Below are 22,264 nucleotides of genomic sequence, written 5' to 3' on the forward strand. Positions count from 1 at the left end.
GAACGGATTTACGAACTGTATTTGAAAATTTTGTTTACTAATGAAAACTCAATTTAAAGCACAAAACACAGGACAGGGAACTATTTTTAAGAATCCCGTCTTGGAAAAACTGACCAAAACCCATATAGCAGCGCCCATTACTGCTTTTACATTGGTTTCGTCTTATGTTGTATTCAAAGGTTTTACTCAGTACAACCTTGTAGTTTGGCAAATTGCTGCATTATTCTTGGCAGGTTTGTTTCTCTTTACATTTGTAGAATACATTATGCACAGGTTTTTGTTCCATATGGACGAATCTACTGACTTAAGAAAAAAAGTGGTTTATACCATGCATGGTGTACACCATGATCATCCAAGAGATAAAGACAGATTGGCTATGCCAGTTCCTTTGAGTTTGACATTAGCTTTTTTATTTTTTCTACTATATAGACTGATTTTAGGAGATTTAGTATATGGGTTTCTGCCAGGTTTTTTAATGGGCTATGCCAGTTATCTAGGAGTGCACTATATGGTACATGCTGTTCAGCCTCCCAAAAAAGGCTTCTGGAAGTATCTTTGGATTCATCATGGAATACATCATTACAAACAGCAAGAAAGAGCATTTGGTGTGACTACTACTATATGGGATAGAATTTTTGGTACGATGCCAAAATAATTCAGGTCTTAAAAAAATATGGAAGCCTTATTTCAGAAATGAGATAAGGCTTTTTTATTTTCTATTATTTGGGATTAAGTAGAATTATATCCTTAACGACTAAAGAAATGTAACTTCTTCATAAGAAGTTCAGCAAAATCCAAAGCTAGACAAGCCATTAAAAAATTCGTTTCAAACCATTTTTCGGTGTGAATGCCACAGAACATTTTTTATCAATCATGAAAATGAATTCTCAAATGATTTTTTACGCTAAGAAGAAACATTTTTATTACTTAGTTTTTGTGATTCATTAATCTAGACACTCATCATATACCATTTTAAATAGATGTTTTTTCTTCTTATTTAAAGATTATAAAAGCTGATTACTCCTGATTTATATTGTCTTGTCTAAAAGGCTATCTTTGCGCCTTCGTAAAAAATAATACCCGATGAAGGCATTGATACATAATTTTACTTCCAATCCTAAAAATGATATTCTTTCAGGTCTTACAGTTGCTTTGGCGTTAGTTCCAGAAGCTGTAGCCTTTTCTTTTGTAGCTGGTGTCGATCCGTTAGTAGGATTGTATGGGGCTTTTATGATGGGATTGGTAACTGCCATATTTGGAGGACGTCCAGGGATGATCTCAGGCGCTACAGGTGCCATGGCAGTCGTTATGGTACATATGATTCAAAAGGGAAATGAAGTAGGTCTAAGTTTAGCTACTCCTGTAGACAATTTAGGGTTGCAGTGGTTATTTATTACTCTCTTGTTTGTAGGGACGATACAAATAATAGCCGGCATTTTTAAACTAGGTAAGTTTGTTAGGTTAATCCCACATCCAGTTATGATGGGGTTTGTTAATGGTTTGGCTATTGTAATCTTTTTGTCTCAACTTGAGATGTTTAAGGTTGGACCTAAAGGTGCCAAAGTATGGTTAGAAGGAACTGAATTGATCATAATGTTAGCTTTTGTAGCATTGACAATGGCCATAATGTATTTCTTGCCTAAAGTGACTAAGAAATTGCCAGCAGCGCTTACAGCCATCATTGTAGTAGCATGTATAACAATTTTCGGTGGTCTTGACGAGGTGAGTACCGTAGGATCTTTTATTAGAGAAGGAGGAGGGAAAGGCCTTCAAGGAACACTTCCTTCGTTTCAATCTCAAATATTTACGCTCATTTATACTTTAGAGAATAATTGGGGTCTAATAATCTCAACAGCATTTTTATTGGCAGCCGTAGGTTTAATTGAGTCACTAATGACTCTTAACCTCGTTGATGATATTACGGAAACTAGAGGTAGTGGAAATAGAGAGTGTATTGCACAAGGAGGTGCTAATATTCTGAATGGTTTGTTTGGAGGTATGGGAGGTTGTGCAATGATTGGACAATCGATTATTAATGTGAATTCCGGAGGTAGAGGAAGATTGTCAGGAACAGTAGCAGCAGTAGCTTTATTGTGTTTTATTTTATTTGGAGCTCCTTTGATAGAACAAATGCCTATTGCTGCTCTAGTTGGCGTAATGTTTATGGTTGTGATAGGAACGTTTGCGTGGAGTAGTTTTCGAATAATTAATAAAATACCCGTTGCAGATGCTATTGTGTTAATCGCAGTTTCAGCTATTACAGTTTGGAAGGATTTAGCTGTGGCAGTAATCGCTGGAGTGATTATTTCTGCACTTGTATTTGCATGGCAAAATGCTACTAAGATTAGGGCTAGAAAATCATTGAAAGAAGATGGTACTAAAGTATATGAAATTTGGGGGCCTTTGTTCTTTGGTTCTACTCAGTCTTTTTTACAGAAATTTGATGTGAAAACTGATCCTGAAAATGTTCAAATTGATTTTATAGAATCAAGAGTTAGCGACCATTCTGGAGTAGAAGCAATTAGAAACTTGTCTAACAAGTATTTGGATTTAGGAAAGACATTAAAATTGACACATCTATCACCAGAGTGTAAGGATTTACTATTACGAGCCGATTTGAAGTTTGAGGAAATTATTGAGACTGCTGTTGATGATCCAAGGTATCATGTAGTTACTAATTTGTTAGATGAAGAGATTTAATTAGCACTCTTGAAGAAATATTGAAGCCTCCTTTGGAGGCTTTTTAGTTTTTAAAAACCATGAAACGTTCTTTGGATATAGGGTCGCAAAATTCGTAATCGATTATTTCTTCAATGAGTGGAGACAAAGGATAAGTATTAGTAGCAATTCCATACCTTATATTATGTTCTTTGATGAAGGATAGCTGTGATTCTGGAATAGATGAAAATATTCCTTGTTTTATTTCTTTTTGAACTAGTCGATAGAACAAGCCTATGTTTCTACTACTTTCAAATCGTTCTTTTAGCAGGCTTGGACTGCTTGGTATAGGTATTTCATAATCCGAAAGACTAATCGTATATGCACCATTTTTGCCTAATGTAAGATATTCTCCCAAGCTATATATGTAAGTCTTTGCATCAATGTCATTTGGGGCGATTTCGTCAAAAGATGCTCCTATAAGATTCGACTCCTCAGACTGTAGAAATTTATTTACTCTTTCTATGTAAGCTTGATTGTATTTGAGATTAGCAGGTATTAAGTAGTTTTTAACAAATAGAATATTTGATATAAGTATGAAACTTAACCAAGTCCAATAAGCAATTTTTAATGAGAGATTGATTCTATTAATAGTTAGTAATGTTAGGCTAATAAAGATCATCATGATCGGTTCGAAGATATTTGTCATCAATTGAATAGCATCTACAAATCTTCCAAGAAGAGAAAAAGCAATAGTACAGAATAATATCATGGACAATAGAATAATTACTTCTACTTTCTTAAGCTGTTTTAGAGCGGAGTCTGGTGAATTAAAAAGAACAATACATAGAGGGAAAACCCAGCTAAAAAATTCAACAATATATCGTAACCCTGATCCGAAAAAAGCATTTTTTACAGTAGTCCAGTATTCTATTGGGGGAACATTTTTTAAAGCAATAATCGAAGAGAAAGAGGTTCCAGCTCTGCTAAGATCAGGATTAGAGAAAAGTAATTTGTTGAAGATGAACAGACCTGAGATTCCTAAACAGACCAATGAAATTTTTCTCAAGTGTTTAAAGTCAGGCAGTATAGTACTTAATAAAAACAATGTTGCTAAAGTTCCTAAAACAGCTGGAAAGGGAGTGAAGTTTACCAGGCTTAGTAAAGTCAGTAGCAGTAAACCTGATTGAGAAAAGCCTTGTTTAATTAGAAAATAGCTACAAATAAGAAAGAGACTAATTTGAGATAATTTTAATGTAGACCCAAGAAGTGGATAAGCAAACCTTAAGTCATTTAAAAATGTCAAAGGAAAAAGGTCTTTGCCGACTGGATAGGGAGCGGAAATAATTAGCATAGTGCTGATAGTGAGTATTTCCCAATTAGATCTATTAGTATGTTGCTGAAGTAATGTTATCAATGCCAAGTGCACTAAAAAAAGAAAAAATTGTTCAGCTATGGAAGAATAGGATTTATGTAGGTTTAATCCTGCTAACTTAGCAATTAAGCTATGAAGCCATAATTCATAGTAATGATAAGAAGTTGTACCGTGGTAAGACTTGTCTAGGGCGTTATAAACATGAAATTCATTCTCCTGTCCAGTTTCGGTCAAATAATGTGTTATGCTAGTATAAAAGTGGTAGTCAGGATGGTATTTTCCTGATTTTGGGAATTCCGTTCGGATTTTGTTTTGCGATAGGTCTATAGTTTGAGAGAATGATAATAAATAAGTAATTGAATAGCTTACAATTATTATAAAAGCACAAGATTTGAAATGATATCTATTGGGTAGGTCTATTTTATTTTTGTGTATAGACCAAATTAAAACCATCAGTGCTAGCAGAATACTCCAATAGATTGTTTTCCCCTGAGTAATGATAATAGCGTAAACACACACTAATACTAGAGAGCCAATTATTGTTTGTAGAATGAATGACATCAATGAAAACGAAAGGGTTTTATACGTGAAAACCCATCCCGTCCCAAAACATACGATAACGGTTCCTATACCAATAAAGAAAAACAGAACCGCATCAGTCATGTTTTTTTACAACTTTTTCAATAATAAATAGAGGTCTTTTTTTGACTTGAAAAAATACTCGAACAATATATTCCCCCAGAATACCTAAAGAAAGAAGTTGAACTCCACTAAAAAGAATAATTGCAAAGAGAAGAGATGTATAGCCTTCTGGGACCCCAGCACCATAAAATTTTTTAATAAGATTGTAAAAAAAGTAAATAAGGGCAATGGAGATCGTAAAAAAACCCAATTTACTAATCAACCGAATAGGGAATTCGCTAAAATTAAAAAGACCATTGAATGCTAATTTGGTAAGTAATTTGATAGAGTACTTAGACTTGCCACCTTTTCTTAGTTCTCTGTCGTATGGTAAGCCTATTTGCTTGAAACCTGTCCATGAACGAAGACCTCTCAAGTAGAGACTTTCTTCTTGCATTTCATTTAAATGGTCAGTCACTCTTCGGCTAATAAGACAAAAGTCTCCAGCATCCAATGGTATATCTATGGTAGCTACTGATTTTTGAAGTCTATAATAGAGCCTATAGCAATTTTTTAATACCCAGTTTTCTTTTCTGTTTTGTCTTATTCCATAGGTGATATCATAGCCTTGATTCATTTTTTTTATAAAACTAGGTAGTAGTTCTGGAGGGTCTTGTAGATCGCCATCTAGGATGAAACATGCTTCGGTAGACTTAGCCACTGAAAGACCAGCACTTATTGCTTTTTCATGACCAAAATTTCTTGACAGAAAAACTGAAGTGTAATGAGGCGTAGAGGTACTAAGATTATTCATCAATACTCCAGTTTGATCAGTACTTCCGTCATCTACTAGAATCACTTCGATATTTTTTTCTAATGAAGTAACTACTGCATTTATTCTCTCAATTAGAATAGGGAATACTTCTTGCTCGTTGAAAAGTGGGATGATAATTGAAATTTCAGGAAGGTTTTCTTTATTCATACGAGATCAAAGTTAATGAACCTCTGGAGATTCTATAGCAACTCAATTAAATCTAGGAAGTCCTTAGTTTTTTGTCTTTTGCATTTAGTCCAGTGAAAATGTTCGTTACTCTAAGTTATAGGAATATTAATCCGAATAGGGAGGGATAGCTACCTTTAATTCCAACAGGTTTTTCTTGAGTTAAACATTATTAAGCTTATATGTGCAGGGAGTGTTTAATATATAAAGTGTGAATTTAGAGTGTTTTTAAAAGGAGTTAGCATTGATAGCCATTAATACAGTTTACATTTTTTGAGTATTCTAGTGTGGTTTTAGAAGTTTGAGGCGAAGGATAGTTCAAAAACATACCTACCAAGATTCGAATTTTATATATCCGTGTAGCAGAGTGTTGTTATTCATATTGTTTATAGTGAAACTATATTCGAACTTATTTATGTCTTATATCGTTATGCTTGCCTAATAGTATTATTATTTCAGATATGGATAAAAAAGAGATAATTGAGAATGCAAAGAATGATGCTGTAGGGTATCATGAGTATATAGCCTTTATAGAATCATTACATGAGAAAAAAAAAGCTACTAGTTTTCAAGATAATTCTAAATATTTCGAGCACTCTTTAATGAGCCTAACTCGAATGAATAGAATTTATAAAAAATTAGAATTAAGTAATGATTCAATAAACATTCTTAAATCAATTCAAGCTAAGCAGAATTGGATTCTTATTACTGAATCATGGTGCGGAGATGCTTCTCAAACAGTGCCTGTTATAGCTAAAATGTCTCAGGTTACGGATAAGATAGATTTAAAAATAGTTTTAAGAGATTCTAATCCTGAGTTTATGGATTTATACAAAACAAATGGGTCAATATCAATTCCAATTCTTGTTCTTTTTGATGAAAGTTGGAATGAACTGGCTGTTTGGGGACCTAGACCTGAACCTGCTCAGGCAAAGGTTTTGGAATACAAAAAACTACCAGACGATAAAAAACCAGCATATTCCGAATTATCCCATGATTTACAAAAATGGTATAACTCTGATAAAGGGAAGACTACTCAAGAAGAGGTTCTTAAATTGATTAATTCTATTTCTGAAGTTCAGATATAACTTAAGATAATACTTGGTTGTGATTAATTTCTCAATTCAAAGCTAGGATTTATCATCTAAAGTAGATAACATAAAAAAGCTACTCGATTGAGTAGCTTTTTTTATGTTATAAAACGAAGGATTAAAGTTCTAATGCTTCGTTCATTTTTCTTACTGCAGCAGCACTTGCTTCGAACTTAGCTTTTTCCTCATCATTCAAGTCAAGCTCAATGATTTTTTCAATACCATTCTTTCCAAGAATAACAGGAACTCCAATACAAATGTCTTCTTGACCGTACTCCCCTTCAAGCAAAACAGAACATGGTATCATTACTTTTTTGTCTCTAACGATTGCCTCAACAACTTCAGCACCAGCAGCTCCTGGAGCATACCAAGCAGAAGTGCCAAGAAGACCAGTCAAAGTGGCTCCCCCTACCATAGTGTCAGCAGATACTTTTTCCATTCTTTCAGCTGAGATATATTCAGAAGCAGGAGTAGAATTATAAGAAGCCAACCTTGTCAAAGGAATCATTGTAGTATCACCGTGTCCACCGATTACCATTCCCTTTACATCGTTAGGATTGCATTCAAGAGCTTCAGATAACCTGTATTTGAACCTAGCACTATCTAATGCTCCGCCCATACCAATAACTTTATTCTTTGGTAGGCCACTTGACTTAGCAGATAGATAAGTCATTGTGTCCATTGGGTTAGAGATTACCACTAAAGTTGCTTCAGGAGAATATTTGATTAAGTTTTCAGTTACGGATTTTACAATACCTGCATTTGTTCCGATTAACTCTTCTCTTGTCATGCCTGGTTTTCTAGGAATACCAGAAGTGATCACTACTACAGACGAATCAGCAGTTTTAGAATAATCACCAGTCGTACCGATTACTTTGCTGTTGAAGCCATTCAAAGTTGCACACTGATTAAGATCCATTGCCTTACCTTCAGCGAATCCTTCTTTAATGTCAAGGATTACTACTTCATCAGCTATCTCTCTCATAGCGATGTATTCCGCTACGCTGGCTCCTACGTTTCCAGCACCTACTACGGTTACTTTCATGATATTGAATTTTTTATGATTAAATAAAACCTATTGCTGCGATTTGGCAGCAAAACTAGGAAAAATCAGCACTTTTTGTGTGTCTAAATGACTGATTTTTCTACAGATAGAGAGGTGTTATAGATTGGTGACAAAGATTAAACCTGATCTTTATATACTTTTGTCAATTCAAAAAAGCCAAAACTAGATTTGTAGACTTTAAAAAGGTTTTTGGTATAGGTATTATACGTTTCAGCCATGTTTGTCATGACTTTTGCTTTTACCTCAGGGTGATTATTAAAGATTTCCATCATATTGATATGAGGTAAAACATAAACTTCCGTCTTATCCGTAGTACAAACGGCATTATAGATACGCTTTGTGTTTTCAATTAATGAGTTATCACCAAAAGCATGTGTTTGACGAAGTTTCATCAAATCCTCAAATTTATCATCAATATCGATAGTTAATGATACACTCCCTTTTTTTACAATGTAAAGTGCTTGGCTTGGGTCTCCACTGAAGAATATAGCTTCGTTTACTCCATAGCTTCTCAGATACATGATTGGAATAAATAACTCAAGTTCCTTATTTGTTAGATTCCAGAAAAGACGAACTTTTCTTAGGAATTCAAACATTTTTATTTCGTCGTCTGCGTAGTCTCTCTTGAAGATTTTAATCATTCTGAAGCCGTTTGATGATAAGGCATCGCTGGGTTTTAGATGTGATCTTGAACTTATCACTGATGCGATGTCCCGCTATCCAGATGATTTCATCTTTAGATTCAAAAATCACAGTCCGTTTTTTCAAGTTTACGGGAATTTTCTCATCAATCATAAAATCACTTACCTTTTTTTGATTCTTCATGCCTAGTGGAATGAACTTATCTCCGTCGCATTTTTGTCGAGCCTTAATCGGGAAATTCAAAAGGTCTGCATCCAAGATAGCATAGTTAGGATCCGGATTGATTTTCATTCTTTTGTTTACAGCTTCAATTTCAAATAGCTGTCCCAGTACTTCGGTTTTTGTAGTTTCAGGTTGGATTAATTTTTCCTCATAGTCTGAAGAATGTTTTTCAATATAAAGACTTTCGCGATCCAAGGTCAGGATATATTCAGTAGAATTATAGGTTTGTCCTGATGTGCTTTCGAAAGCTGAAATGATAGATTTAGATTGTTCAAAATTAAACCCATATTCACCGATAATTCTTTCTAAAAGAATTAGCCCGCCTTTTTTACCTCTTAGCCAATGGAGTCTGAGCTCTATGCTTTTTTCGTACTTGTATAGATGCGTTTTTTTGATCAGTTTAATCTCTGATTCTATCAATTCATCCATTGATCTAAATCTCTCTACATTGATACCTATAGTTTGATGAATATTTGGATTTATTTCTTTTAATCTGGGAATGATCTCATTTCTAAGTTTATTTCTATGGTACTTATTAGATTTATTTGATTGATCTTCTCGCCATTCTATATTATTCTCTTTTGCGTATTCTAATATTTGAGATTTAGTTGCGAAAATTAAAGGTCTAACAATTTTTCCCGCTTTAGGCAGTATACCTCTCATGCCTTTAATGCTGGTACCTTTGGTCCAATTAAAAAGAGTAGTTTCTGTCTGGTCACCTGCATGGTGGGCGGTGATTAAATAATCTAGGTTAAATTGTTCTATGATTTCGTCAAACCATTTGTAGCGTAGTTCTCTCGCCGCCATTTGTATAGAAACCTTATTGTTGGAGGCATATTGTTCAGTTTTAAACCGTTTAGAGGAGAAAGGGGTATTCAGCTTAATTGAAATTTCTTTAACCAAAGCCTCATCTTCATTAGAATCTTTTCCTCGAAGTCCAAAATTGCAGTGAGCAAGATGAATTTGAAAGTCAAGTTGACGAAGGATCTTAGATAAAACTACTGAATCTAAACCTCCGCTTACTGCTAAAAGAAGTTTGTCTTGTTTTTGGAACAAGCTATTTTTTTTAATGAACTGATGAGTAAGATTTCGAAGATTCGACATAGAGTAAAAAATAAAGTATCAAATATCGCTAAAAAACGGCAGGGAAGTTGTTGGTTGTCGATTAGTATAAATCCAATTAATAGGACATTCGTTTTTTTCAATAAAGAGACCTATTAGATTTGTCCTCTCAATTTTTCAAATGGGTAAAAAAGCACTTTTCTGTTTATTTCTTTTGTTGTGCCTGTCAGCACATTTACAGGCTCAAAAGAATGGAGGTAAAATCAAATATAAAGCTGAGAAACTCACCAATGCACGTCGTGAAGATGGTGTTCGCTTTAAGAAATTATTGGATAAGGTTGTCTTCAAACAGAATGAAACTATTGTCTATTGTGATTCTGCATACTTCTTTAAAGAAGATAATAGAATGGAAGCATTCGGACGTGTCCGAATTAAAGATGGTGATTCTGTAACAATTAGATCAAAATCTTTAATCTATGAGGGTAATAGAGGCATGGCTAAATTACGAGATAACGTAGTTTACAAAAGAGGTCATAGCTTGACGCTTTATACAGATTTTTTGGATTATAATCTGATTTTAGAGGTGGCAAAATTTTACAATAATGGTAAACTGGTGGATGATAATAATACTTTGACCAGTAATTCAGGTAAATTTTTATCTAGATCAAACTATGCTTACTTCTATGATGATGTGTTGTTGGTAGCACCTGAGTATAATCTTAGGGCTGATCAAATGGAATATAACACTTTGACAGAGGTAGCTTATACACGAGGGCCTACCTTTATAGATAATAGAGATGGTACTACTGTTGACTCTGATGGAGGGGTGTTCAAGACTAGAATTGAACAAACTACTTTTAATAAAGGTACTATAGAGACTAGGAATTATATTTTAGTAGGTGATGATATTTTTATTGATGATCAAAAACGCTTTTACAAAGCAACTGGGAATGTGGTAATGACTTCAAAGAAGGATAATATTATCATTTTTGGTGATCAAAGTATTTATGATAAGCAGCTTGGTATTAGTAAGGTGTATGGTAATCCATTGATGAAAAAAGTCATGGCCGAAGATACTTTGTTTATGTCTGCTGATACTCTTGTTGCTATTGAACATGCAGATAAAGATAAGGAAAGAGTATTAGCATATCATGGAGTGAAAATGTTCAAAGAAGACTTACAGGGGATATGTGATTCTGTGGCATACTTTTCAGCAGATTCTACGATGCACATGTATATCGATCCACTTCTCTGGAATGAAGACAATCAAATGGAAGCAGACTCTATTAATGTAACTTTCTCTAATGGGTTATTACATGAAATGAGATTGAAAAGAAATTCATTTATGACTTCTCTAGATACCATGGGTCAGCATAATCAAATTAAAGGCCGAAAAATGCATGGGTATTTTGATGATTTAGGTGATTTGGAGATAATGGATGTAGATGGGAATGGGGAAAGCCACTATTTTGTACTAGAGGGAGATAGCCTTTTTGTAGGGATGAATAAAATCTTCTGTAGTAAAATGAGGATGCGCTTTGAGAATAATGATCTCAATAATATTTCATTTTACACTAATCCAGAAGCGAAGTTTATTCCTCCTCATGAATTAAAACAGGCCATAGTTTTTCTTGAGGGTTTTAATTGGAGAATAGAGGAGAGACCTGAAAAATCAGATGTAGCTACATATTATAAGGAAGTTGAAAAAGTAGAAACTAAGGAAAAAATTAAACTTCCAAGTGATTTAGATATGTCCAAAATAAAGAAGGCTATTGATAATTTAGATTTACCTGAAAAAACTGTTGATGAACTTCAGCAAACAGTGCAACCGCTCATTAGTAAATAGCATTCATACATTAGTTGATCTGGTTTATTCTTTGACTCTATTTTAATTATTGTATTTCTATCAAACCCAAGTATATTTGCAACCTTATGCGAAAAAGTAGGTTTTTAGGCTTCTTTTTGACCCTTTTGGCCATTAGTTTGGTTACTTCATGTAGTGAATTTAGAAAACTTCAAAAAAGTACCGATTGGGAAAAAAAGTATAAGGCTGCCATTAAGTATTATGATGAAGAAGATTATTATAAGGCTAGTGTGCTTTTGGATCAAATTCTTCCAATTATCAAAGGTACTACAGATGGGGAAAGAGCAAGTTTCCTAAGAGCTTACTCTTACTATCATCAGCAGCAATTCATCCTGAGTGCTGAATATTTTAAAGAATTTACTAGAGTTTATTCAAGAAGTGAGTATGCCCTAGAGGCTGCTTACTTATCTGCACATTCGCTATATATGCAGTCTCCAGATTATAATTTGGACCAGAGGGCGACCGTTGAAGCGATGGAGGCTTTTCAAAACTTTTTGAATAGAAATCCAAATTCAGAATATGCTCCGAAGACTTCAGCAATGATTGATGAGCTGCAAAGGAAATTGGAGAAAAAGGGGTTTGAGAACGCCAAACTTTATTATAAACTTCGAAAGTGGAAGCCAGCTAGAGTAGCTTTTGAGACATTTGAAGATGAATTCCCAGATTCTAAGCTAATAGAAGAAGTGAAGTTTATGGCTATGGATGCGGAGTATCAGTATGCTGAACAGAGTATTCGAACCAAACAAAAAGAAAGATATCAAAAAACGATTGAGTTGTATGAGGCTTTTGTAGATCGCTATCCGGAAAGCGAACTATTAAAAGAAGCCGAAGAAAGATACGCTAAGTCGTTGGAACAAATAGAAAAGTTATAACTTAAATAATATGGCAGTAAAAGCGTCAATCGAAACTAGAGACATTAATAAACTCTCTGAGCCTACAGGTAATATCTATGAGTCTATCAATGTCATGGCAAAAAGGTCAAGACAAATTTCTTCTAACATAAAGGAAGAGTTGAATGGGAAATTGGCAGAATTTGCTTCTACCGTAGACAACTTAGAAGAAATTTTCGAAAACAGAGAACAAATTGAAATTTCAAAATTCTATGAAAGAATGCCGAAGCCTACTAAAGTAGCTGCGGCTGAGTTCTTGGAAGGAAAAGTTATGTTCAGAAGACCTGAGGAAGAAGAAGGCGGTATCAACGTTTAAATGATGACCCTCATGGAGGGAAAGAAAATTTTATTAGGAGTATGCGGCGGTATAGCCGCATACAAAACTGCTTCTTTGGTGAGACTGCTTGTCAAAGATGGTTATGAGGTGAAAGTTGTTATGACAACTTCATCAAAATCATTTATTACTCCACTTACTCTATCTACTTTATCTAAAAATCCTGTCGCCTCTGATTTTATTAAGAATGATCAAGGTGAATGGCAAAACCATGTAGAATTAGGGCTGTGGGCAGATCTTATGGTTATTGCTCCAGCTACAGCTAATTCAATGGCTAAGATGGCGAATGGAATTTGCGATAACTTGTTGATGTCAGTTTATTTATCTGCCAAATGCCCAGTGATGTTTGCTCCAACAATGGATTTGGACATGTATCAACATCCATCTGTTAAAGCTAATCAGGCTACTCTTATTTCTTATGGTAATATTATCATCCGGCCTGGAATAGGAGAGTTAGCTAGTGGCCTTGAAGGGGAGGGACGTATGGCTGAACCAGAGGAAATTTACAATGCCATTCAGAATCATTTTAATAGTAAACAGAGGTTTAACGGAAAGAAGGTACTCGTAACTGCAGGCCCTACTTTTGAAAAAATTGACCCAGTGAGATTCATTGGCAATCATTCCTCTGGTAAAATGGGGGTGAGTATAGCGAAAAAATTTATTTCAGAGGGTGCTGAAGTGGTCCTTGTGTCTGGACCTGGTGTTGAGCAGCTAGATGAAGTTGACATTCATCAATTGTCAGTTAATACAGCAGATGAAATGTATGAAGCTACAAAATCCAATTACCAACAGGTAGACGTAGCTATATTTGCTGCAGCGGTTGCCGATTATCGTCCGGCTAAAATATCTTCTGAGAAAATTAAGAAGGCTGAAGATGCAATGATAATCGAATTGGTAAAGAATAAAGATATAGCCTATGAAATGGGCAAGTTGAAAACTTTAAAGCAAATCAATGTAGGTTTCGCTCTTGAGACAGAAAATGAAGAATTGCATGCTTTGGGTAAGCTTAAGAAGAAAAACTTTGACCTTGTTGTTCTAAATTCTCTCAATGATATTGGTGCTGGATTTTCGCACAACACCAATAAAATTACTATCTTCAACGCCAATCAAGAATCTCGTCGCTATTCTCTTAAGTCAAAGGAAGATGTTGCGAAAGATATTGTTGATGCGGTTTTCGAATTATATGAAGATTAATCTGTTTTTACTTTTACTTTTAATTGCGTCTTCTGTTTCAGCTCAGGAGTTGATTTGCAAAGTCAAGATTAACTCTCAACAAATCCAAACCACAGAACGATTAGTGTTTGATGAGATGGAGAAGGCGTTGGAAGACTTCATTAACGATAGGACATGGACTGATGATCGATACGAAAATCAAGAAAAAATTAAGTGTGTTTTTCAATTAACGTTAGAGTCTAGTCCAGAAATAGGTAGGTATGTTGCTTCAGCTCAAGTGATTTCGATCCGTCCAGTATATAATACAACGTATGAGACTACACTTATTAATTTTGCTGATCGTGAATTTGAATTTAGGTATATAGAAGGTCAGCCATTAATTTTTAACGAAAGTGGATTTTCTGATAATTTAACTTCTCTTCTAGGCTACTATGCTAATATGATTCTTGCATATGATTATGATTCTTTTGCACTGAATGGGGGCGATCAGTATTATGATCGTGCTTGGTCAATAGTTACCGCTGCTCAAGGTCAAGGTTTCTCTGGTTGGGATCAGTTTAGTAACATAAGAAATAGGTATTGGTGGGTCAATGATATTCAAAATCAAGTAATGACTGATTTTAGGGTCGCTATATACGAATATCATAGAAAAGGGATTGACCTAATGCAACAGGATGAAGAAAAAGCGAGAGTTAATGTGCTTGAAGCTCTAAGAAAAATTCAAACTGTCAATCGTGCAAAACCTAGATCTATTTTAGTAATCGGGTTTATTGATGCTAAGAAAGATGAATTGGTAAATGTATTTTCCAAAGGAGATATGGGTATTCGTCGAGAGGCGTTTGATATACTCAAACAAATCGACCCAGCTAGAGCTAAAGATTTTCAGAAGATTATGTCAAACTAAAAAAAGAGATTTATTCTTTTTAAATAGGATTTGATCTAGCTAGTCAAGAATTGCTAAAAGAGGCTTTCGAATTACAAATAATTATGCTAGTTAATTAATTTTGGTCTCATTGCATTTCCAGTACTTAAAATATGATTTCTAAACTTTCAATTAGTAACTACGCTCTTATTCGCCAACTTGATATAGAGCCTGATAAGGCGTTAAATATTGTTACTGGTGAGACTGGTGCTGGTAAGTCAATAATGTTAGGAGCCATTGGATTGTTACTTGGAAATAGGGCAGATACCAAGGCACTGCTTAATGAGGAACTGAAATGTGTGATAGAAGGAGAGTTTGATGTCTCTTCATTGAAATTGCAGGATTCATTTGAGGAATGGGACGTTGATTATGATGATCATTCAATTTTAAGGCGTGAAATTAGCCCAAAAGGAAAGTCAAGAGCTTTTATTAATGACCAACCGGTTACTCTTGATGTAATTAAAGAGATAGGTCAAAAGTTAGTTGATATTCATTCTCAAAATCAAAGCACATCTCTTAGTGATAAGAAAGTGAAGATGGGAATAGTTGATGGATTCGCACAAACTCAATACGAGTTAGAAGTATATCAGACGGCATTTGATTTACATGCAAAGTTAAAGAAGAAGCTTCTTGACCTGCTAGAACAGCAAACTAAGGCCGATGCAGATTCAGAATATAAGAGGTTTTTATTAGATGAATTGGTTAAGGCTGACCTTAAAGAAGGAGAATTTGAACAATTAGAAGGCGAATTAAAGATGTTGGAGAATGCTGAGGATATAAAACTCAAGCTTTCTCAGATTTATGGTGAGTTTGAAGAGTCTGAGTTGTCTGTAAATGATAGATTAAAAGAGGTGGTAAATACACTTAAGTCGATCAGCGGTTTTTCTTCAGAAATTGAAAGTTTTACAGGTAGGCTTAATTCTGCTACTACCGAAATATTCGACATTATAAGTGGTATAGGCAGTGTGAAAGATACTATTGAGTATGATCCTGAAAGAATAGCAACTGTCTCAGAAAGGCTGGATATGCTTAATCGATTATTGCAAAAGCATAATATTTCAAGTGTGGAACAGTTAGTAGACATTAAGATTCAATTAGAAGAACACACTTCGTTAACTGAAACTTTAACTGAATCAATTGAATCAATAAATAGACAGGTTGATGAAGCCTCCAAGGATTTATTATCAAAAGCCGAGATTCTTTCGGAGAAGAGACGTTCAATTATTGATGCTTTATCTTCAGGAGTGAATGAACTTCTAGGAGAGGTAGGAATGCCTGAAGGGCAATTTGAAATAGCTTATAAAAGAGTAGAGCCATGGAAGCTAGGAATTGATGAAGTAGAAGTGCTATTCTCGGCTAATAAAGGGGTCAGTCCAGAACCAGTGGCTAAGGTAGCTTCGGGAGGAGAATTTTCTAGATTAATGTTTTGTATCAAGTTTATGTTGGCACAGAAAACTGCAATGCCTACAGTAATTTTTGATGAGATTGATACTGGAGTTAGTGGTGAGATAGCACTCAAAATGGGGGATCTAATGAAGAAGATGTCTTTTCGTCATCAAATTATTTCCATTAGCCATTTGCCGCAGGTAGCTGCAAAAGGCGATCAACATTACTATGTCTATAAGGACAATAGTTCTGATAAAACGGAGAGTCTGATTAAGTTATTAGATGAGTCTGATAGACTAGAAGAAATTGCAAAAATGATAGGTGGAGAAAACCCTAGTGAAATTGCTAAAAATAGTGCTAGAGAGCTAATTGGCATGAATGCCTAGAACACATATATTTGCACCGAATTATCTATAAGAAGAGTATTAATTAGAATATAGAATAAAATGGCTAATAACTTATTACAAGGAAAAAGAGGTATCATATTCGGTGCGTTGAATGAAGATTCTATCGCTTGGAAAGTGGCTCAGAAGGCACATGAGCAGGGTGCTGCTTTTACTTTGACTAATGCACCCATTGCCTTGAGAATGGGTGAGATCAATAAACTAGCTGAGCAATGTAATAGTGCTGAAGTAATTGGTGCTGACGCTACATCCGTCGAAGATCTTGATAATCTATTTACTAAATCTCAAGAAGTATTGGGAGGTAAGTTAGACTTCGTTCTACATTCTATCGGTATGAGTCCAAACGTGAGAAAGAAGAAAGAATATGGTGATTTGAATTACGATTGGATGTTGAAGACTATGGATATTTCAGCAATTTCATTTCATAAAGTAATGGCTGTAGCTGAGAAGCAAGATGCTATGAATGAGTGGGGGTCAATTTTAGCACTTTCGTACATTGCTGCGCAGAGAACTTTTCCAGACTATTCAGATATGGCTCAAGCTAAAGCTATGCTAGAGTCTATAGCTAGAAGCTATGGTGAGAGATTTGCAAGATTGAAAAAAGTAAGAGTAAATACTATATCTCAGTCTCCTACGATGACTACCGCTGGAAGTGGTGTAGGTGGGTTTGATGTCTTTATGTCTTACGCAGATAAGATATCTCCTTTAGGTAATGCGTCAGCTGAATCTTGTGCCGACTACTGTATATCTATGTTCTCAGATTTGACAAAAATGGTAACTATGCAAAACTTGATGCATGATGGAGGATTTTCTACATCTGGTATAACAGAAGATATTATAGATCAAATGAGGAAATAGTCTAAATACTATAAGGTATTTTAAAAGGAAGCCTTTTGGTTTCCTTTTTTGTTTTAACCAATTTAATTTTTCAACTCCTTTTTGAAGTTTTCAAATGCAGTTTTGAATTTTTCTTTTTCTTCAGGGTTGGTGATTTCGTTATTGAAATTCTTTTCAAATGAGGGAAGAGAATAACTGCTTGTAACGGTCGCCCCCCTGAAAGGGAAAATACTTTTGGCATGTTCTAGCACACTCATTCCTCCTCGTGGGCCTGGTGAAGTTGCCATTAAAAATACGGGCTTGTCTAACCACATACTTTTTTCAACTCTAGAAGCCCAATCTGTTACGTTTTTATAAGCTGCTGAAAAGCTACCATTATGTTCTGCAAATGAGATTACAAGACCATCTACTTCTCTAATAATAGCTTTAAAGTCATGAACCAGTTTAGGGATTCCCTGTTCTAATTCTTTATCTATACTGAAAATTGGCATTTCAAAATCATTGAGGTCAAGAGTGATTACTTCGACTTCGTTCAATTGATTAGCAGCCCATACAGCCAGTCTTTGATTGATAGATTTTTTGCTATTACTAGCTCCGAATGCTAATACTTTTTTCATGATGATGTTTGTTGGGATCTATTTTTATGCTGCTGATTATACTTTTTTAAAGCATAATAAAGAATTACTGGACAATATTTAATAAGCAAACTTGAAATTAGAATTTAATCATAAAAAGAGAGGTCATGAACTACAGTATGGGCTAAACCTTCATCCGTGTGTTGATTGTTAGAATATTCACTTACATATTCAACTCCCTCTCCGTTTTTGTATAGTTCATAGACTAATTCCCAGTTATTGTTTCTGCAATCATTGCATTCAGTATTGTGGCACTCAACTTTAAGTTGTGTTTTTTCACTAACACCCAGCTCATTTAAATCAATAAGCATCTCTTTTCCACTAACCCAAGTTCTCCTACTATCAAAAATTTCAGTGTTGTCAGCATAAATTTTCACGTAATCATCTATTCTGAAAAAAATCATTGAATACCCACTTTTTAAAGGAGTTTCACCATCTGTGTTTTTGTCACCTTTTATTTGCTTAGGGTTTGGTACACATGAGATTATTACTAGTACTAATAAAAATGTTATTCTCATTTTAAGAAATTTGACTTTAAATCTATTGCAATGATAATTCATATATTTTTGTAATGAGTTTTATGTCACCCTGACAATATTTAAACTACTCTTTTGCGCTTGTAATTCCTTTAATCATATGTTGTAGAGTTACTATATTCGTGCCATATTAATAATCTATGTCGTCTATTATTCAAAGCTTGTGGATAGAAGGGGAGCTTAGCCCTATAGAGCAATTAAGTCTTAAGTCATTTCTTAGAAACCATCATGAAGTTCACCTTTATCATTATGGTGAAGTTTTTGGTGTGCCCAAAGGAGTGATGTTAAAGGATGCAAGAACTGTAATTGCTGAATCTAGAATTTTCAAAGCAAGAGGCAGTTATGCAGCTTTTTCTGATTTGTTTAGGATGGTTATGCTTCAGCAATATGGTGGCTATTGGGTTGATACAGATGTTATTTGTTTAAAACATTTTGATTTTGCTGAGGATTCAGAAGTTTATGCTTGGGAAGATGATGAATTAATAGGTAGTGCGGTACTGAAATTAAATCCAAATAACTATGCTTTGGCCGAAATTATTAAACGGTTTGATAAACCTTGGCTATTTAGAGATTTGAATTTTAAAACAGTTCCGAATAGTTGGAAGAATAGTGATAGTAAAGTTGCTCTTTTTAAGCAATTTATTTGTGAATACGATAGGAGACAGATTTATTATGAAAACACAAAATGGGGAGGAGTCGGAGAACCTATTACACTAACTGAATTAATGAAAAAATACAATCTAGCAACTAAAGCTTTAGATTTTAATAGGTTTTTCCCTATTCATTATACTGAATGGTTTAGCATTTTTTATGATGGAAATCTTCTAGGTAAACTGGATTTATCTCCTACTTATGCGGTTCATCTATGGAATAATTGTTTTAAGAATTATTCTGGTTTTGACAAGCAAAAACCTTTTCAAAAAGGGTCATTAATACATTATTGGTTCGATAAATATAAATAAATGTTGAAACTTTCTGTTGTTATTCCAGTGTATAATGTTTCTAAATACTTGAGAAAATGTGTCGATAGTGTTTTAGAACAGACCCTTAGGGATATTGAGGTTATTTTAATTAATGATGCTTCTCCAGATCCTAAAGATCATGAAATATGTGAAGATTACATAAAGACTGATGATCGAGTGGTGTACTATAAACACGACGTAAATAAAGGGCTTGGAGGTGCTAGAAATACTGGAATAGAGTTAGCTAAAGCAGACTATATAGCTTTTGTAGATAGTGATGATTGGATTGAATCTCAAATGTTTAAGGTTATGCATGAAAGAGCTATTAGTAAAGGGGCTGACATTGTTCAATGTTATTTCATGGAGCACTTTCAGGATTCTGGAAAAACTAAATTAAGACGGGTTAAAAAGTTTAGACGACAGGCTGATATTATGAATTGTATCAACGTGTTAGCATGGAATAAAATCTATAAAAAAACACTTTTTACTGATTACAATGTTTTTTACCCTGAACGACTAGTTTCAGAGGATATCGCTACTACTACAAGGCTTCTGTATGGTGTGAAGAATGTGGAATTGGTTCGAAAACCTTTTTATAATTATAGAGTTAATAGACATGGAGCTATCACTAATAACTATTCGAATCTTTTCTCGGATTTGCCACAAGTATTTGAAATAATACAAAACCATCTAATTCCTTTAAATAGGTTAGAATCAGATCGTTTGTTTTTTGAGAAAAGAGTGGTTAAAAGCCTTTTGCATTATTTGAAAAGGCTGAAGCAGGATGATCGTATCAGCACAAGAGATAAGAATCAGATTATTCTAAATTCTTTTAATAAGAATATTAAGTATTTGAGTGGTTCTGAAAATTTTGAGACAATGTATGAAGCATTAAAATACACTGAGAATAAGAGCAGAAAAATAAATTTTCAGGTTTTAATCAAGAATATATTATACTTGTTCGGGTTAGTTAGTTAGCTATCATGCCTTCTTTTAACTCTATTATTTTGTCCGCTATATCAAAATATTTCTCGTCGTGAGATATAACGATTATGGTTTTTCCCAGTTCCTTTAATAGTGGTAAGATTTTTTGATAAAAAATCCCTTTGAAGTAAGGGTCTTGATTTGCAGCCCATTCATCGAATAAATAAATCTCTTTATTATCAAGCATGTTTGCGATTAAAGCAAGTCTAGATTTTTGTCCATAAGACAATTTGGTAGAATTGAATTTTTCTTTATCTATTTCGACTTTAGAATCCATTTCTAAAAGTTGAATAAAGCTAGAACCATTTTTTTCTAGAAATTCGGAATTAACATGGGAAAGATGTTCGAAAATGTGTGAATCTGCATAATAAGCGGAAAAAACATCGCGATAGCTTAGAAGATTACCCTCGTTAATTGGAGTTTGATTGTAATAAATATCCCCGCTTTTAGGGGTATATAATCCAGTCAATATTTTAGAGAATGTGGTTTTACCGCTTCCATTTCCGCCAATGATAAATGTTATTTCATTTTGGTTGATCGTAAGGTTTAAGGGGCCAAACTCTAATGCATTTTCATGAAGTTGAGTTCTATATTGAAACTTTATGTTACTAAACTCAATTATCGGTTTATTAGTATCTAAATCTTTCGGTAGGCTATTTTGAGATGAAATTTGTTCTTTATCTACTTCTATTCCTAGAAGCGTGATTTGTTCTAATGATACCATCGCACCACTTCTAAGTCTAAAAAAACTTGCAATTTTTGTTGTGAACGGAATTAGAAAGAGAATTGTTGGTAAAATTACTTTGAACTGATGAAAATCAATTGGGATAAAATATATTCCTGAAAACATTAAAGCTCCTGAAAAAATGAATACCAATAGGTCTGATAGTCTATCGGTAGTTTCTAAAAGTACTTTTCTTTTTACTTCCGACTCGTTCCAATTGTGTAAATTCTCTGTAATTACTTTTGAAATATAGTCATTTCTTCGGCCTTCATTTAAAGATAGCTCTTTCAAGCCCAGAACCATTCCTCCTAGATCACTGTATAGATTGTTATTGTATTTTGTAGCTTTTCTCGTCAGTTTTCTTACCAGTGGTAGCGTTGAGGCAATCATTATCACTTGAAGCAAGAACGCAATCATAAAAAATGACGTTAATTGCCAATCTGATGTGAACATTATATAAAGAGTAACTAATACAGTAGTTGTACTGACTAGAAATTGTGGAATGCGGTTAATAAATTCAGAAAGAAGAGTGATATCTCTTGTAAGAACAGGTACTATTCTTTCTGAATTTGATTCTATATATTCATAATTAGCTTTAAGAATCTTATTCGATAAATTTTGAGTTAATTGCCTTATTACTATTGATGTTATTTTGGCCATGAAGTAGCCAGACGAAATCCCCAAAATCGTAGCAATCAAACTAAATCCTAAAATTTGAGAAATAAAATCTAAATCAATATTGTCTACGGTGTCTAATCCACTTTTAATAAGAGTAATAACTCTTGATGTGCAAAAACCAGAAAGAATTCCAGTGATTGCTCCTATCATAAATAATCCAATTCGACTTTTAACTAATGGGAATAATTTTCTCATACA

20 protein-coding genes are annotated in these 22,264 nt (G+C 34.2%); 12 read left to right on the top strand and 8 right to left on the bottom strand.

Going from position 1 to position 22,264, the window contains the following annotated elements; all coding sequences use genetic code 11:
• The first annotated feature begins 40 nt into the window (after positions 1-40).
• Both DKG80_RS01920 and DKG80_RS01925 read left to right on the top strand, forming a co-directional pair.
• Positions 41-655, top strand: a complete 615-nt coding sequence (locus DKG80_RS01920; RefSeq protein ID WP_109829598.1) for a sterol desaturase family protein — start codon at positions 41-43, stop codon at positions 653-655.
• Positions 656-1,083: 428 nt separating this feature from the next.
• The gene (locus tag DKG80_RS01925) at positions 1,084-2,700 is read left to right on the top strand and encodes a SulP family inorganic anion transporter (RefSeq protein WP_109829599.1); all 1,617 of its coding nucleotides are present in this window, start codon (positions 1,084-1,086) and stop codon (positions 2,698-2,700) included.
• Positions 2,701-2,743: 43 nt separating this feature from the next.
• On the opposite strand, the gene DKG80_RS01930 is transcribed toward DKG80_RS01925, so the two are convergent.
• Positions 2,744-4,696 (bottom strand): hypothetical protein, encoded by a 1,953-nt coding sequence (locus DKG80_RS01930; protein ID WP_109829600.1) that lies wholly within the window; start codon positions 4,694-4,696, stop codon positions 2,744-2,746.
• Positions 4,689-5,636, bottom strand: a complete 948-nt coding sequence (locus tag DKG80_RS01935; protein WP_109829601.1) for a glycosyltransferase family 2 protein — start codon at positions 5,634-5,636, stop codon at positions 4,689-4,691. The genes DKG80_RS01930 and DKG80_RS01935 overlap by 8 nt, the downstream gene beginning before the upstream one ends.
• 479 nt (positions 5,637-6,115) lie before the next feature.
• On the opposite strand from DKG80_RS01935, the gene DKG80_RS01940 reads away from it, so the two are divergent.
• Entirely contained in the window at positions 6,116-6,742 is a 627-nt protein-coding gene (locus DKG80_RS01940; protein WP_162555627.1) for a thioredoxin family protein, read from the top strand.
• Between the two features lie 121 nt (positions 6,743-6,863).
• Here DKG80_RS01940 and DKG80_RS01945 read toward each other — a convergent pair whose 3' ends face one another.
• The 3 genes from DKG80_RS01945 to tilS all read right to left on the bottom strand — a co-directional run bounded on the left by DKG80_RS01945 (position 6,864) and on the right by tilS (position 9,731).
• Positions 6,864-7,790, bottom strand: a complete 927-nt coding sequence (locus tag DKG80_RS01945; protein ID WP_109829603.1) for a malate dehydrogenase — start codon at positions 7,788-7,790, stop codon at positions 6,864-6,866.
• Positions 7,791-7,927: 137 nt separating this feature from the next.
• Positions 7,928-8,452 (bottom strand): Crp/Fnr family transcriptional regulator, encoded by a 525-nt coding sequence (locus DKG80_RS01950; RefSeq protein ID WP_109829604.1) that lies wholly within the window; start codon positions 8,450-8,452, stop codon positions 7,928-7,930.
• Positions 8,445-9,731 (bottom strand): tRNA lysidine(34) synthetase TilS, encoded by a 1,287-nt coding sequence (gene tilS, locus DKG80_RS01955; protein ID WP_162555628.1) that lies wholly within the window; start codon positions 9,729-9,731, stop codon positions 8,445-8,447. The genes DKG80_RS01950 and tilS overlap by 8 nt, the downstream gene beginning before the upstream one ends.
• Before the next feature lie 187 nt (positions 9,732-9,918).
• On the opposite strand from tilS, the gene DKG80_RS01960 reads away from it, so the two are divergent.
• The 7 genes from DKG80_RS01960 to DKG80_RS01990 all read left to right on the top strand — a co-directional run bounded on the left by DKG80_RS01960 (position 9,919) and on the right by DKG80_RS01990 (position 17,568).
• The gene (locus DKG80_RS01960) at positions 9,919-11,583 is read left to right on the top strand and encodes an OstA-like protein (RefSeq protein WP_109829606.1); all 1,665 of its coding nucleotides are present in this window, start codon (positions 9,919-9,921) and stop codon (positions 11,581-11,583) included.
• Positions 11,584-11,669: 86 nt separating this feature from the next.
• Entirely contained in the window at positions 11,670-12,473 is an 804-nt protein-coding gene (locus tag DKG80_RS01965; protein ID WP_109829607.1) for an outer membrane protein assembly factor BamD, read from the top strand.
• Positions 12,474-12,483: 10 nt separating this feature from the next.
• Positions 12,484-12,807, top strand: a complete 324-nt coding sequence (locus DKG80_RS01970) for a DNA-directed RNA polymerase subunit omega (RefSeq protein WP_109829608.1) — start codon at positions 12,484-12,486, stop codon at positions 12,805-12,807.
• Between the two features lie 12 nt (positions 12,808-12,819).
• Positions 12,820-14,019, top strand: coding sequence for a bifunctional phosphopantothenoylcysteine decarboxylase/phosphopantothenate--cysteine ligase CoaBC (gene coaBC, locus DKG80_RS01975; protein ID WP_317048726.1), 1,200 nt, complete (start codon positions 12,820-12,822; stop codon positions 14,017-14,019).
• Entirely contained in the window at positions 14,009-14,902 is an 894-nt protein-coding gene (porD, locus tag DKG80_RS01980; RefSeq protein WP_162555629.1) for a type IX secretion system protein PorD, read from the top strand. The genes coaBC and porD overlap by 11 nt, the downstream gene beginning before the upstream one ends.
• 131 nt (positions 14,903-15,033) lie before the next feature.
• Complete coding sequence (gene recN, locus DKG80_RS01985; RefSeq protein WP_109829611.1) at positions 15,034-16,692, top strand: DNA repair protein RecN; 1,659 nt, start codon at positions 15,034-15,036, stop codon at positions 16,690-16,692.
• Between the two features lie 60 nt (positions 16,693-16,752).
• Entirely contained in the window at positions 16,753-17,568 is an 816-nt protein-coding gene (locus tag DKG80_RS01990; protein WP_109829612.1) for an enoyl-ACP reductase FabI, read from the top strand.
• A gap of 62 nt (positions 17,569-17,630) precedes the next feature.
• Here DKG80_RS01990 and DKG80_RS01995 read toward each other — a convergent pair whose 3' ends face one another.
• Both DKG80_RS01995 and DKG80_RS02000 read right to left on the bottom strand, forming a co-directional pair.
• Positions 17,631-18,164: an NADPH-dependent FMN reductase gene (locus DKG80_RS01995; protein WP_109829613.1), complete on the bottom strand. Its 534-nt coding sequence runs from the start codon at positions 18,162-18,164 to the stop codon at positions 17,631-17,633.
• Positions 18,165-18,268: 104 nt separating this feature from the next.
• Positions 18,269-18,700: a hypothetical protein gene (locus DKG80_RS02000; protein WP_109829614.1), complete on the bottom strand. Its 432-nt coding sequence runs from the start codon at positions 18,698-18,700 to the stop codon at positions 18,269-18,271.
• 158 nt (positions 18,701-18,858) lie between these two features.
• Here DKG80_RS02000 and DKG80_RS02005 point away from each other — a divergent pair, with 158 nt between their 5' ends.
• Both DKG80_RS02005 and DKG80_RS02010 read left to right on the top strand, forming a co-directional pair.
• The gene (locus DKG80_RS02005) at positions 18,859-19,680 is read left to right on the top strand and encodes a glycosyltransferase (RefSeq protein WP_109829615.1); all 822 of its coding nucleotides are present in this window, start codon (positions 18,859-18,861) and stop codon (positions 19,678-19,680) included.
• Positions 19,681-20,658 carry a glycosyltransferase family 2 protein gene (locus tag DKG80_RS02010; RefSeq protein WP_109829616.1) on the top strand — a complete coding sequence of 326 codons (978 nt, stop codon included), beginning with the start codon at positions 19,681-19,683 and terminating at the stop codon, positions 20,656-20,658.
• Here the strand turns inward: DKG80_RS02010 and DKG80_RS02015 are convergent.
• Positions 20,651-22,261 (bottom strand): cyclic peptide export ABC transporter, encoded by a 1,611-nt coding sequence (locus DKG80_RS02015; protein ID WP_109829617.1) that lies wholly within the window; start codon positions 22,259-22,261, stop codon positions 20,651-20,653. The genes DKG80_RS02010 and DKG80_RS02015 overlap by 8 nt on opposite strands.
• Positions 22,262-22,264: the final 3 nt, after the last annotated feature.

The sequence above is a fragment of the Reichenbachiella versicolor genome, assembly GCF_003171675.1.
Taxonomy (GTDB): Bacteria; Bacteroidota; Bacteroidia; order Cytophagales; family Cyclobacteriaceae; genus Reichenbachiella; species Reichenbachiella versicolor.